This is a genomic window from Streptococcus mitis (assembly GCF_023109515.1).
Classification (GTDB): Bacteria; Bacillota; Bacilli; order Lactobacillales; family Streptococcaceae; genus Streptococcus; species Streptococcus mitis_CS.
In genome coordinates this window covers 92431-106415 of record NZ_JALDUM010000002.1, presented here as the reverse complement: position 1 = coordinate 106415, position 13985 = coordinate 92431, and the positions used below count along the sequence as shown (strand labels likewise).

The following is a 13985-nucleotide window of genomic DNA, read 5'->3' as shown; positions in this document are numbered from 1 at the left end:
ATCCTTACTTGGCTAAGAGCTAGAAGGAAAAAGGAGGCAGGAAAGATGAAATACCTTGTACTGGTCAGTCATGGGGGACTGGCTGCAGGCGTGCAGAGTTCCTTGAAGATGTTTGCCGGAGACAAGACGGATCAGGTCATTGCGGTTGGTCTTCAGGAAGGCAAGTCAGTTGATGATTTTGCAGTTGATTTTACTCAGGCCTTAGATGGCTTAAGCACTGATGACAGTGTCTTAGTTCTGGCTGATATTGTAGGAGGCAGTCCTCTGACGACAGCAGCGAACGTCTTAGCTGACATAGGTAAGCTCGACTCAGCAGTTATCTTGGGCGGTTTGAACCTGACCATGGGACTGACTGGCTTGGTTATGAAAGACATCTTAGACGGGAAAGATCTGGCTCAGGCTATCCTTTCCGAGGCTACAGCTGCTTTGCAGGAATTTGAAGTCGTAAGTGATGCAGCTGAAGAAGATGAAGACGACATTTAGTACTTCCGTCATACATTCTAAAAGATAAAAGGAGATTTTAAAGATGACAGTATCATTTGTACGGATTGACGACCGCATGATCCACGGTCAAACAGTCACTCGCTGGGCCAAGGAATACCCTTGTGATGGCCTGATTGCAGTAAATAATGCTGCAGCAGGAAACAAGGTTTTGATTCAGGCCTACAAGGGAGCTTCTGACAAGAAGACTTTTGTTTGGACCAAGGAAGCCTTCAAGGAAAAATCAGGCAAGGTCACAGAGTCAGACAGCCGCTATTTCCTCATTACGAAAAATCCTGTGGACATGAAAGAAATCCTAGTGGACCAAGGCTTTGTACCTGGTGATGTTAAGGAAATCATCATTGGCCCTGCTAATGACCGTCCTGGAGCTATTAAGCTGGGGAATAACCAGTCCATTACCCAGGAAGAGGCAGAAGCGATTGAGGCGATAGAAAAAGCAGGCTACAAAGTCAAATTCCAGCTCCTACCAGATGTTTCCATCGGTTATTGGAGCGATTTCAAGTCTAAATTTGGTTTTTAATTATAATAATGAAAAGGAGAGTCTATTATGACAATTTCTTGGCTGCAAGCCGCTTTACTGGGTCTTTTCGCTAGTTTAGCTTCTATGCCTGGTATGGGTGGTACTAGTATTGGTAACTACACTTTGGGACGTCCTCTGGTCGGAGGCTTGATTAGCGGGCTGATTCTCGGAGACTTAACAACAGGGATTATGGTTGGGGTAGCCCTTCAGGTTCTCTACATCGCTCTGGTAACACCAGGTGGTACAGTTTCTGCTGACGTGCGGGCGATTTCTTACATTGGGATTCCTCTCGCAATCTTATTTGTTCATTCTAAAGGAATCACGTCTGAATCTGCTATTGCTGCAGCAGCTGCACCAATCGGAGCAGCAGTTGGTACTATCGGTACAGTTCTCTTCTATGGAACAGCCACTACAAACCTGCTATGGCAGCACATTGGCTGGAAAGCCGTTGAAAAAGGCGAATTTAAAAAGCTTTACGCTGTTGACTGGGTTTATCCTTGGATTTCCCACTTTGTCTTCTCTTTCCTTCCAACAATGCTTATCACTAAGTTTGGCCCCGATATGGTTGAGCTGATGAAGACCCACCTGCCAATGGATGGCTTCATCATGAAATCCCTCTTTACAGTCGGAGCTCTTCTCCCATGTGTAGGTATTGCCATTCTCTTGAAACAAATCGTTACCAAGGCTGCTGACTTTATCCCATTCTTTGTGGGCTTCACCTTGGCTAAGTCACTTGGTCTTAATTTGGTTGCCAGTGCAGTTGTTTCACTGATTTTTGCAGTAATTTACTATGAATTGGAAGTAATCAAATCAGCTCGTGTGACCGCGCCGGCTGGTGGGGCTGACTTTGATGACGATGAGGAGGATATCTAAGATGGCTGAAAGAAAGAAAATAACTAAAAAGACTTTAGCGAAATCATTCCACCATTGGTACTATGGTCATTTGACTTGCTTCTCTCAAGAGCATATGCAGACTTTTGGTTACTTGACCTCTATGCTACCAATCGTGGAAGAACTCTACAAAGACAAAGCAGAGCAGAAAGAAGCTATGCAGACCTATACGGCTTTCTTCAACACAGAACCTCAGCTCGGAGCTTTGGTAGTGGGGATTACAGCTGGTTTGGAAGAAGCGCGTGCCAATGGAGACGCTGTTGACGGCGAAACTATCAATGGTATGCGTGCCGGTCTCATGGGACCTATCGCAGGTATCGGTGATTCATTGGTTGTCGGAACCCTAATCCCAGTTCTGCTGGGGATTGCCCTTGGCCTCTCAAAAGGCGGAAATCCTATCGGGGCTCTCTTCTACATCCTTGTATGGAATGTTCTCATCTATGGCGGTATGCGCTTTGCCTACTTCAAAGGCTATGAATTAGGGGACAAGGCGGTTGAATTCCTTGTAGGACCTAAAGGACAGGCGCTTCGTAAGGCAATCAGTGTCATTGGTGGTATGGTTATCGGGGCAGTTGCTGCAACTTGGGTATCTGTAACGACTTCATTAGAGCTGAAAAATGCTGATGGCGAAGCCTTCTTGAAGCTACAAGAAAAGATTGACGGTGTTTATCCAGGTCTCTTAACAGCTGGCTTTATCACCCTTTGCTGGTGGCTGATGGCCAAGAAAAAAGTATCACCAAACCTTGTTATGCTCCTCTTGGTTGTCATTGCTTTGATTGGTGTAGCACTGGGCATCTTTGATCCTCAACTGAAATACTAATTCCTACTCAAGTTTCAGACTGGCAGTAAGTCCGATATGCTGCTAGTCTAGTATCAATTTGTTTGACTTAAATAAAGAATGGAGAAAATCATGACAGAACAAGAATTGATTCAAGGTTATGAAACAGAAATTCACTACCAGAAGCATATGATTGAAAATCTAGGACGCTGGTTTACTCTCTTCTTTGTCATTGCCAGTATCGGTCTTGTTCTGATTTACTTCTTTCATGAGACTAATCTATTAGCACTGATTGCAGGAATTGTCCTAGCCCTTCTGGGTGTCTTAGCCATGCTCTTGTTTGGTTATGGCATCTACAGAGGACGGCTCAATCTGCAAAAGGTGATCAATGATTTTGAAGCAAAACTAAAACTTGCAAGATAGACATTTAACCTAGAAAACATAATCCTAAGTGAAAAAATCACTTGGGATTTTTTGAATCAAGAAAATAGTTCTCTAGGAAACTTTTTCTTGACATCTCTTTTCCAAGTGGTAAAATAGTTCTCATGGAAACTTATTTAGTTCCTAGGAGAACTAAATGTGTTAGTTAGAAAGGAGTTAGTATGGATAAACCGATGTTAGTCTTTAAGCGTTTTGGTCATCAGATTCATCTGATGGTACAAAGGGAAGCCAAACGTTGTGGTATTGAATTTATGGGTGGACCGCAAGGTCAGGTTGTACGTTTTTTGGATATCCGTGAGGAAAACCAAGACTTGGTCTTGATTAAAGATATTGAGCAAGAACTCAATATTAGCAAGTCTGTTGCTAGTAACTTGGTCAAGCGTATGGTGCAAAATGGTTTGGTAGAATTGGAGGCGAGTTCTAGCGATAAGCGGGCTAAGTTTGTTCGTCTGACGGAAAAATCGCGTTCTCAAATGCAAGAATTTAAGGCCTTTTTTAAACGCATAGACAAGCAGTTGTTGGCAGATGTAGATGAAGGCGAATTACTGATTTTTGAGAAAGTCCTCAATCAATTACAGGAAAATATCAAGAGAATAGGAGGAGATAATGAAGAAATTAGCAAAACGAATTAGTGGAAAAGAATGGGGGATGATTTTACTAGCCATTCTCTTTACCTGTTTTTCGGTCTATCTAGAGTTGGAAGTGCCAACCTATATCTCGAAAATTACGGATTTGCTAGGTAGTCAAGGTACTAATTTAGATGAGTTGTGGCAGCCGGCAAGCATGATGGTGGGAATGTCCTTTCTTGCCTTCTTATCCGTAGTTGCAGTTGGATTTTTTGCATCCCGAGTGGCGGCTTCTTATACTAGTAGGTTGAGAAGTGATATTTTTAACCGAGTTTTGGATTACTCGCAGACGGAGATTAAGAAATTCTCTATTCCTAGCCTCTTGACGCGTACTACCAATGACATTACTCAAGTTCAAATGTTGATTACCATGGGCTTGCAAGTGGTTACGCGTGGTCCGATTATGGCTATCTGGGCTATCGGGAAGATTTTAGGCCATTCAGAATACTGGCTCTGGGCCGTACTTGTGGCAGTGATTGTCAACGTTTTGATGACAACTGTTTTGATGACGCTAGCCTTTCCAAAACAGTCCTTGATTCAGGGGTTGACAGATAAACTGAACAGTATCACTCGTGAGAGTTTAGCAGGTATTCGTGTCGTTCGCGCCTACAATGCTGAAGAATACCAAAATGAAAAATTTGCATCAGCAAATGATGAATTGACACGCTTGAATTTGTTTGTCAACCGTCTTATGGCTATTTTGAACCCTATCATGATGGGGATTTCAAGTGGATTGAGTGTGGCGATTTACTGGATTGGGGCCTATGTGATTAACGACGCTGCTCCGATAGCGCGTCTGCCTCTCTTTAGTGATATGATTGTTTTCATGTCTTATGCCATGCAGGTTGTCATGGGCTTCCTTCTTATGGGAGCACTCTTCATCGTTCTTCCCCGAACTATGGTCTCTGCTAAGCGGATTAATCAAGTTTTAGATTTGCATTCTTCTATCCAAAACCCTGCTCAAGTGCAGCTGGCTGATGAAAACCTCAAAGGTCAGGTCGAATTTAAGGATGTGACCTTCCGCTATGCAGCAAATTCGGAGGCGGTTATTGAGCATGTTAGCTTTAAAGCAGAAGTTGGTCAAATAGTGGCCTTTATTGGGTCAACAGGTTCTGGTAAATCTACTCTAGTTAATCTGATTCCACGTTTCTACGATGTGTCAGACGGAGAAATTCTGGTGGACGGTGTCAATGTTCAAGACTATGCCTTAGAAGATTTGCGCAACAAGGTTGGTTATATTCCTCAGAAAGCGGTTCTCTTTTCAGGTGATGTCAAGGGTAATCTAGACTTTGGACAGGGTCAAGGAACACCGCTTAGTGAGCAGGCTATGTGGCAGGCTTTGGAGTTGGCCCAGTCTAAGAACTTTATCGAAGACAAGGAAGCGGGCTTAGAGTCAGAAGTGGCCCAAGGAGGAACCAACTTCTCAGGTGGTCAAAGACAGCGTCTGGCAATTGCGCGTGCCTTAGCTCGGAAGCCAGAAATCCTCATCTTTGATGACTCCTTCTCAGCCTTGGACTACAAGACAGACCGTGTCCTACGCCAAGAGCTAGCAGAGAAAACCAAGTCTATGACCAAGCTTATCGTCGCACAGCGTATTTCAACGATTATGGATGCAGATTTGATTTTGGTCTTGGATCAAGGAAAAGTCATGGGACAAGGCACCCACAAGGAACTTCTAGCTAATAACGAAGTTTACCAAGAAATTGCCTATTCACAACTATCGAAGGAGGAATTGGAACATGGAAAATAAGAAAATGTCTCTCTGGAAACAGAGTAAACCCTATCTTGCAGGCCTCCAGTTTGCCCTTCTGATAGCCTTTCTAGCAACAATCGTATCCAATATCGTTACTGTTTATGGGCCGACTCGCATCAAGGAAATGACCAATATCATTGCAAGTGGTCTAGAAACAAGTGTGGATGTCGTGGCGGTTGCAGCTATTGGTGGTTTTTTGGCCGTGATTTATGTGATCGGACTTCTATCAAATTATTTGCAGGCCTTTCTGTTTACTACAGTCATTCAACGTTTTTCAGAGCATTTGAGAAGAGCCATTGCAGAGAAAATCAATAGCCTACCATTGGGATATTTTGATGGACATTCTCAAGGAGATACCTTGTCTCGTGTAACCAATGACGTTGACACTGCAGCCCAGTCTCTCAATCAAAGTCTGGGAACAGTTCTTTCATCCACTTTACTGGTCTTGGCAGTCTTGGTAACCATGTTTGGGATGAACTGGATTTTAGCCTTGGTGACGGTTGTTTCAACCCTTATTGGTTTTGTTTTCGTGTCCGTCTTTATGGGCAAATCACAGGGTTTCTTTAAGAGTCAGCAACAGGATTTGGCAGCTGTCAATGGTTATGTGGAGGAAATGTACTCTGGCCATAATGTAGTGACTAGTTACAATGCTATCGAGAGCACGAAAGAAGAGTTTGCGAAATTAAACAATCGTCTGTATGACAGTATCTGGAAATCTCAGTTTATTTCAGGGATTATGATGCCGATTATGATGTTTATTGGGAACTTTAGCTATGCCTTGGTGATTATCGTTGGTGCAGCCTTGGCTCTGAATGGGCAGATTAGTATCGGTATTATCGTTGCCTTTATGGCCTACGTTCGTATCTTTTCCCAGCCTCTTTCACAAATTGCCCAAGGGATTACTAGTCTTCAGCAGGCTAGTGCAGCCATGGGACGTGTCTTCGAATTCCTGGCTGAAGAGGAAATGGAGGATGAATCCCATAAAGAAAGACAATTGAGCGATATGAAAGGTCAAGTGGTCTTTGATCGAGTTTCCTTTGGTTACACACCAGAGAGAACTATCATCCATGACTTTTCTGCGATTGCTCATGCAGGTCAAAAGGTTGCGATTGTCGGACCGACTGGAGCTGGGAAGACAACCATTGTCAACCTTTTGATGAAGTTCTATGAGATTGATAAGGGAAGTATCCATATCGATGGTGTGGATACCAAAGAGATGAAGCGTTCGGAAGTACATGATGCCTTTTCAATGGTCTTGCAGGATACTTGGCTCTTTGAAGGTACTATCCGAGATAATCTCATCTATAACCAAAAGGGGATTAGTGATGAGTGCGTGATTGAAGCCAGCAAGGCTGTAGGGATTCACCACTTTATTATGACCCTACCAGATGGTTACGATACCGTCTTGGATGATACAGTGACCTTGTCTGTCGGACAAAAACAACTCTTGACTATCGCTCGTGCTTTGCTGAAAGATGCGCCACTCCTAATCCTAGATGAGGCGACTTCTTCTGTTGATACCCGTACAGAGGAATTGATTCAGAAAGCCATGGATCGTTTGATGGAAGGAAGAACTTCCTTTGTCATCGCCCACCGCTTGTCTACTATCCGAAATGCTGATCTTATTCTGGTTATGAAAGATGGAAATATCATCGAGCAAGGAAATCATGATGAGCTGATGGCGCAAGCTGGTTTCTACGCTGACCTCTACAACAGTCAGTTTACAGAAGATGAAGCGGAAGAATGAACCAAAAGAAGGCTTGACGGCCTTCTTTTTCTGCACTATACTAGAAGACAAATGCTTCCCTATAAGCAAAATTTGAGTAAGTGATGAGAAAATATATGAAAAATTATCAAGAATGGTATGGCCACGTTGCTGCTAATATTAAAAATAAGCCCTTTCTTCTGAGCTTGTTAAGAACTTTCAATCGGTTCATGACGGTAGTTATGCCTATGATTTATGTGACCTTGTTAGCAACTACCTATCTCCAACAAGGACTTGGAAAACAGGTCTTGATCTATGTGTTTATCCCTGCATCAGGTTTTGTGATTTTGTCCTTTCTTCGTAAGAAAATCAATGCCTCTAGGCCTTATGAGGAATGGACTATTAAACCCTTGCTTGACAGAGATAGTCCTGGTCAGTCTATGCCCAGTCGTCATGTCTTTTCAGCAACCATTATCTCCATGGCTTGCTTACATGCTAGTTTATCTGTAGGGGTTATCTTGTTGGTCTTGTCAGCCCTCCTCGGTCTCGTGAGAGTCTTAGGTGGCGTGCATTATCCCAAGGATGTAGTAGTTGGTTATATTTGTGGTCTTGCGTGGGGTGTGCTTTTCTTTCTATTTTGAATTGTAAGTTAAGGTGGTCCTACAACCACTTACGGGTCTAAAGTAACCACTTGCTTTTTTGCTCTTGTTTTCTTATTTTGGCTTTGATATAGTAGAGTCAGAAAGGAGATGGAATGAAGTTACGAATCGAAATTGACAGCAATTTAGAGGAAACTGAAATTGTCATCAAGGCAGCGGCTTTGACAGATGAGATTGCGGATTTACAGCGCCTCTTGCACGAATCCAAGTCTCCTCGGTTGATTTTTTACAAGGGGACGGGTGAATATTATCTGGACTTGTCGGAAATTCTCTTCTTTGAGACGGAAGGTAGCAAGATTTACGCCCATACCCAGAAAGATGCCTACGAGGTTCGACTTAAACTCTATGAGTTAGAGTCTATTCTGCCCCGTTATTTCAGTCGAGTATCCAAGTCGACCATTGCTAATATTCGGCAAGTTTACTCGGTTGACAAGTCCTTTTCAGGAACGGGCACCATTTCCTTTTATCAGACCCATAAGGAGGTTCATGTCTCACGACATTACCAATCCCTCCTAAAAGAAAATCTAAGAAACATGAGGTAATAAGATGAAAAAGAAAGCATTTGGTATTGTGTTGCTCATTTTGGCGGCTTTAATATTATTACAAGGGAATTTTGGAATCCCTTCATTCGGTGGGCAAATTTGGCCCTTGCTTGGTATTGCATTTTTTGTCTATCAATCAGTTGGAGCTTTGTTGCGTCGTCACTTAACTTCAGCCTCTTTTACAGCTCTAGTAGCCTTAATGATTGCTAACCACTTTTATGGCATTTTACCAATTCCCAATCAGTCATTGTTCTGGGCAAGTATTTTAATCGTAATGGGTGTCAGCGCACTCACTCATTCTAACAGAACTTGGAATGGGAAAAAATGGTGGTATGATGGTAAAAAGACCATTCTTACAGATAAGGAAGTTGCTTTTGGGACTGGGACTTTCTACAAGCAAAATCAAGAATTGGTAGACGACCAAGTAGAAGTTGGTTTTGGGAATGCCAAAATCTATTATGACAATGCAGAGATGTTAGGAGATAGCGCAACCTTGAAGATAGAAGTCGGATTTGGGAATGCAGTTATCTACGTGCCTCAACACTGGAGAGTAGATCTAAAGGTAGAGACTTTTTGTGGAGCAGCCAAGGCAGATGCCCCTCTAGCCCCAACCAGCAAAACCTTGATTATCCGTGGAGATGTGGCTTTTGGGAAATTAGGAGTTGTTTACGTTAAATAAAAAAATCTTTCAATCCCCTTGCCAAAACAGAGAAAGTGTGATAACATAGTACAGTATGTGGTGCTAGCACATCCGCTATATTAGATCTAATAGGAGGAAAACACAAATGGCTAAAGTATGTTACTTTACAGGTCGTAAGACTGTATCAGGAAACAACCGTTCACACGCGATGAACCAAACAAAACGTGCCGTAAAACCAAACCTTCAAAAAGTTACTGTTCTTATCGATGGTAAACCTAAAAAAGTTTGGGCTTCAGCTCGTGCTTTGAAATCAGGTAAAGTTGAACGCGTTTAATAATAAAAGTGAGGAGACCTTAGGGTCTTTTTTCTTTTACTGTAGATATAAAATCATTTGAAAAATAGAGTAAATATCCGCTGATACAGTATTCTGCTTTTACACTTGGGCTGAAATATGATAAAATAGAGTATCAACTAGTTGAGGTAAAAAGGATGACTGTAAAAATTAATACAAAAGATGGTCAAATCGAACTAACAGATGAAGTGATTGCAACCGTCGTAGGTGGAGCAGCAACTGAGATTTTTGGTGTGGTCGGTATGGCTAGTAAAAATGCCCTCAAAGATAATTTCCAAGCCCTTCTAGGTAAGGAAAATTATTCCAAAGGTGTCGTCGTAAAAGCGGCCGAAGATGGCAGTATTGCAGTTGATGTATATACCGTGTTGAGCTACGGAACAAAGATTAGCGAAGTGTCAAAAAACATTCAAGAGCGTGTTCGTTTTAGTTTGGAAAACCAACTTGGAATTACTGCTCAGACTGTAAATGTCTACATTCAAAATATCAAAGTTGTAGGAGAATAACCGTGTCAAAAATTACTACTAGCTTATTTCAAGAAATGGTGCAGGCTGCATCAACTCGCTTGAATAAGCAAGCTGAATATGTCAATTCATTAAACGTCTTCCCAGTTCCAGATGGAGATACTGGAACAAACATGGGAATGACCATTGAAAATGGAGCTAAAGAAGTTGCAGACAAGCCAGCTTCTACTGTTGGAGAGGTAGCGAGCATTCTTGCCAAAGGTCTTTTGATGGGTGCGCGTGGGAACTCAGGAGTTATTACATCTCAGCTTTTCCGTGGATTTTCACAAGCCATCAAGGATAAAGACGAGTTAACAGGTCAAGACCTGGCCCTTGCCTTCCAATCAGGTGTAGAAGTTGCCTATAAGGCAGTGATGAAACCAGTTGAAGGAACGATTTTGACAGTTTCTCGTGGGGCTGCTATCGGTGCTAAGAAAAAAGCTGAGCAAACAGATGACGCTGTTGAAGTCATGCGCGCAGCCTTGGAAGGTGCTAAAACAGCACTAGCTAAAACGCCAGACATGCTTCCAGTATTGAAAGAAGTTGGCGTTGTGGACTCAGGTGGTCAAGGACTGGTCTTCATCTATGAAGGTTTCCTTTCAGCCCTTACTGGTGAATATATTGCATCCGAGGACTTTGTAGCGACTCCTGCCAACATGAGTGAGATGATCAATGCAGAGCATCATAAGTCTGTGGCTGGTCACGTAGCGACTGAGGACATCACCTTTGGTTACTGTACTGAAATCATGGTAGCTCTTAAACAAGGTCCAACCTATGCCAAAGATTTTGACTACGACGAATTCCGTAACTACTTGAATGAACTTGGAGATTCTCTCCTTGTTGTCAATGATGATGAAATTGTCAAAGTTCATGTCCATACAGAAGATCCAGGACTTGTTATGCAAGAAGGTCTTAAATATGGTAGCTTGGTCAAGGTAAAAGTTGACAATATGCGTAACCAACACGAAGCGCAGGTTGAGAAAGAAGCTGCTCAAGTTAGCAAGCCTGCTGAAGAAAAAGAGTATGCTTTGATTGCTGTGGTGGCTGGTAAAGGTCTCGCAGATATCTTCCGTTCTCAAGGTGTGGATTATGTTATCGAGGGCGGTCAAACTATGAACCCTTCAACTGAAGACTTTATCAAGGCTGTTGAACAGGTCAACGCTCGTAACATTATCTTTCTACCAAACAACAAAAACATCTTCATGGCAGCTCAATCTGCAGCAGAAGTTTTGGAGCAACCAGCAGTAGTGGTGGAAGCTCGCACTCTTCCCCAAGGTTTGACAAGTCTTCTTGCCTTTGATCCAAGCAAGTCAATCGAAGAAAACCAAGAGCGTATGACTGCTACTCTTAGCGATGTCGTTAGCGGAAGCATTACAACAGCTGTTCGTGATACAACCATTGATGGCTTAGAAATCCATGAAAATGATAATCTTGGTATGGTGGATGGAAAAATCCTCGTGTCAAACCCTGACATGCACCAAACCTTGACAGAAACATTGAAACATATGTTGGATGAAGATAGTGAAATCGTAACCTTCTATGTCGGTGAAGACGGAAGCGAAGAACTTGCCAATGAAATTGCCCAAGAAATCGCAGAAGAATTCGAAGACGTTGAAGTCGAGATTCACCAAGGTCAACAACCTGTTTACCCATACCTATTCAGTGTGGAATAAGATTAATGAAGAACTGAGAAATCAGTTCTTTTTTCTTTTTTAGTAAATGAAATCGGTATCTTTTTAATAAAAACAAAAATAACATTCATAAATAAACGTTAAAATAGAAAATTCAGAAAATTTCTTCTTTTCTCTTGAAAAATTTTGAAAAAATGGTATGATAGAAACAAGTTATTTTTAAGAGAAGAGAAAGGGGAACAATGGAGAAAATCAGTTTAGAATCTCCTAAGACGGGGTCGGACCTAGTTTTGGAAACACTTCGTGATTTAGGAATTGATACCATCTTTGGTTATCCTGGTGGTGCGGTCTTGCCTTTTTATGATGCGATATATAATTTTAAAGGCATTCGCCACATTCTAGGACGCCATGAGCAAGGCTGTCTGCATGAAGCTGAAGGTTATGCTAAATCAACTGGAAAGTTGGGTGTTGCCGTCGTCACTAGCGGACCGGGAGCAACAAATGCCATTACAGGAATTGCAGATGCCATGAGCGATAGTGTTCCCCTTTTGGTCTTTACAGGTCAAGTGGCGCGAGCGGGGATTGGGAAGGATGCCTTTCAGGAGGCAGACATCGTGGGAATTACCATGCCAATCACTAAGTACAATTATCAAGTTCGTGAGACAGCTGATATTCCGCGTATCATTACGGAAGCTGTCCATATCGCAACTACAGGTCGACCAGGGCCAGTTGTAATTGACCTACCTAAAGACGTATCTGCTTTAGAAACGGACTTCATCTATTCACCAGAAGTGAACCTACCAAGTTATCAACCGACTCTTGAGCCAAATGATATGCAAATCAAGAAAATCTTGAAGCAATTATCCAAGGCTAAAAAGCCAGTCTTGCTAGCTGGCGGTGGGATTAGTTATGCTGAAGCAGCTGCAGAATTAAATGAATTTGCAGAACGCTATCAAATTCCAGTGGTAACCAGTCTTTTGGGACAAGGAACGATTGCAACGAGTCATCCACTCTTCCTTGGAATGGGAGGCATGCACGGGTCATTCGCAGCTAATATTGCCATGACGGAAGCGGACTTTATGATTAGTATTGGTTGCCGTTTCGATGACCGCTTGACGGGGAATCCTAAGACCTTCGCTAAGAATGCCAAGGTTGCCCACATTGATATTGACCCAGCCGAGATTGGCAAGATTATCAGTGCAGATATTCCTGTAGTTGGAGATGCTAAGAAAGCCTTGCAAATGTTGCTGGCCGAACCAACAGTTCATAACAATACTGAAAAATGGATTGAAAAAGTCACTAAAGACAAGAACCGCGTTCGTTCTTATGATAAGAAAGAGCGTGTGGTTCAGCCGCAAGCTGTTATTGAACGAATTGGTGAATTGACGAATGGAGATGCCATTGTGGTAACAGACGTTGGTCAACACCAAATGTGGACAGCTCAGTATTATCCCTACCAAAATGAACGTCAGTTAGTGACTTCAGGTGGTTTGGGAACGATGGGATTTGGAATTCCAGCAGCAATTGGAGCTAAAATTGCTAACCCAGATAAGGAAGTAGTCTTGTTTGTTGGGGATGGTGGTTTCCAAATGACTAACCAGGAATTGGCTATTTTGAACATTTACAAGGTGCCAATCAAGGTGGTTATGCTGAACAACCACTCACTTGGAATGGTCCGCCAGTGGCAGGAATCCTTCTATGAAGGTAGAACGTCAGAGTCAGTCTTTGATACCCTTCCTGATTTCCAATTGATGGCACAGGCATATGGCATTAAAAACTATAAGTTTGACAATCCTGAGACCTTGGCTCAAGACCTTGAAGTCATCACTGAGGATGTTCCTATGCTAATCGAGGTAGATATTTCTCGTAAGGAACAGGTGTTACCAATGGTACCAGCTGGTAAGAGTAATCATGAGATGTTGGGGGTGAAGTTCCATGCGTAGAATGTTAACAGCAAAACTACAGAATCGTTCAGGAGTCCTCAATCGCTTTACAGGTGTCCTATCTCGTCGTCAGGTTAATATCGAAAGCATCTCTGTTGGAGCAACAGAAGATCCGAATGTATCGCGTATCACCATTATTATTGATGTGGCTTCACATGATGAGGTGGAGCAAATTATCAAACAACTCAATCGTCAGATTGATGTGATTCGCATTCGTGATATTACAGACAAGCCTCATTTGGAGCGCGAGGTAATTTTGGTTAAGATGTCAGCGCCAGCTGAGAAGCGCGCTGAGATTCTAGCGATTATTCAACCTTTCCGTGCAACGGTGGTAGATGTAGCGCCAAGCTCGATTACTATTCAAATGACAGGAAATGCAGAAAAGAGCGAAGCACTGTTGCGAGTCATTCGACCATACGGTATTCGCAATATTGCTCGAACGGGTGCCACTGGATTTACCCGTGATTAAAAATCCAACTTAAATTTGTTAATCCAGCCTAAAA

16 protein-coding genes are annotated in these 13985 nt (G+C 42.6%); all 16 read left to right on the top strand.

What is annotated here, in order from left to right:
- Positions 1-45 precede the first annotated feature (45 nt).
- On the top strand, positions 46-483 hold the full coding sequence (locus tag M1G05_RS06140; RefSeq protein ID WP_247953356.1) for a PTS sugar transporter subunit IIA: 438 nt from the start codon (positions 46-48) through the stop codon (positions 481-483).
- A 43-nt stretch (positions 484-526) separates the two neighbouring features.
- On the top strand, positions 527-1021 hold the full coding sequence (locus tag M1G05_RS06135; protein WP_004193690.1) for a PTS sugar transporter subunit IIB: 495 nt from the start codon (positions 527-529) through the stop codon (positions 1019-1021).
- Between the two features lie 27 nt (positions 1022-1048).
- Positions 1049-1894, top strand: a complete 846-nt coding sequence (locus M1G05_RS06130) for a PTS mannose/fructose/sorbose/N-acetylgalactosamine transporter subunit IIC (RefSeq protein WP_049501833.1) — start codon at positions 1049-1051, stop codon at positions 1892-1894.
- Positions 1878-2732: a PTS system mannose/fructose/sorbose family transporter subunit IID gene (locus M1G05_RS06125; RefSeq protein WP_002896727.1), complete on the top strand. Its 855-nt coding sequence runs from the start codon at positions 1878-1880 to the stop codon at positions 2730-2732. The genes M1G05_RS06130 and M1G05_RS06125 overlap by 17 nt, the downstream gene beginning before the upstream one ends.
- A 90-nt stretch (positions 2733-2822) precedes the next feature.
- Positions 2823-3113, top strand: coding sequence for a hypothetical protein (locus M1G05_RS06120; protein ID WP_004256757.1), 291 nt, complete (start codon positions 2823-2825; stop codon positions 3111-3113).
- A gap of 179 nt (positions 3114-3292) precedes the next feature.
- Complete coding sequence (locus M1G05_RS06115; RefSeq protein WP_084925611.1) at positions 3293-3763, top strand: MarR family winged helix-turn-helix transcriptional regulator; 471 nt, start codon at positions 3293-3295, stop codon at positions 3761-3763.
- Positions 3738-5507, top strand: a complete 1770-nt coding sequence (locus tag M1G05_RS06110; protein WP_247953355.1) for an ABC transporter ATP-binding protein — start codon at positions 3738-3740, stop codon at positions 5505-5507. The genes M1G05_RS06115 and M1G05_RS06110 overlap by 26 nt, the downstream gene beginning before the upstream one ends.
- Positions 5497-7257: an ABC transporter ATP-binding protein gene (locus M1G05_RS06105; RefSeq protein ID WP_247953354.1), complete on the top strand. Its 1761-nt coding sequence runs from the start codon at positions 5497-5499 to the stop codon at positions 7255-7257. Before M1G05_RS06110 ends, M1G05_RS06105 begins: the two co-directional genes overlap by 11 nt.
- A 95-nt stretch (positions 7258-7352) precedes the next feature.
- Entirely contained in the window at positions 7353-7856 is a 504-nt protein-coding gene (locus tag M1G05_RS06100; protein WP_247953353.1) for a phosphatase PAP2 family protein, read from the top strand.
- A 113-nt stretch (positions 7857-7969) separates the two neighbouring features.
- Positions 7970-8416 carry a LytTR family DNA-binding domain-containing protein gene (locus M1G05_RS06095; protein WP_247953352.1) on the top strand — a complete coding sequence of 149 codons (447 nt, stop codon included), beginning with the start codon at positions 7970-7972 and terminating at the stop codon, positions 8414-8416.
- 4 nt (positions 8417-8420) lie between these two features.
- Positions 8421-9095, top strand: a complete 675-nt coding sequence (locus M1G05_RS06090; RefSeq protein ID WP_247953351.1) for a LiaF transmembrane domain-containing protein — start codon at positions 8421-8423, stop codon at positions 9093-9095.
- 106 nt (positions 9096-9201) lie between these two features.
- Entirely contained in the window at positions 9202-9390 is a 189-nt protein-coding gene (gene rpmB, locus M1G05_RS06085; RefSeq protein WP_001140948.1) for a 50S ribosomal protein L28, read from the top strand.
- 155 nt (positions 9391-9545) lie between these two features.
- On the top strand, positions 9546-9911 hold the full coding sequence (locus M1G05_RS06080) for an Asp23/Gls24 family envelope stress response protein (protein WP_000216437.1): 366 nt from the start codon (positions 9546-9548) through the stop codon (positions 9909-9911).
- A gap of 2 nt (positions 9912-9913) precedes the next feature.
- Positions 9914-11581: a DAK2 domain-containing protein gene (locus M1G05_RS06075; protein ID WP_247953350.1), complete on the top strand. Its 1668-nt coding sequence runs from the start codon at positions 9914-9916 to the stop codon at positions 11579-11581.
- Between the two features lie 200 nt (positions 11582-11781).
- Positions 11782-13482: an acetolactate synthase large subunit gene (locus M1G05_RS06070; RefSeq protein ID WP_000411735.1), complete on the top strand. Its 1701-nt coding sequence runs from the start codon at positions 11782-11784 to the stop codon at positions 13480-13482.
- Positions 13475-13951, top strand: coding sequence for an acetolactate synthase small subunit (ilvN, locus tag M1G05_RS06065; RefSeq protein WP_001253803.1), 477 nt, complete (start codon positions 13475-13477; stop codon positions 13949-13951). The genes M1G05_RS06070 and ilvN overlap by 8 nt, the downstream gene beginning before the upstream one ends.
- Positions 13952-13985: the final 34 nt, after the last annotated feature.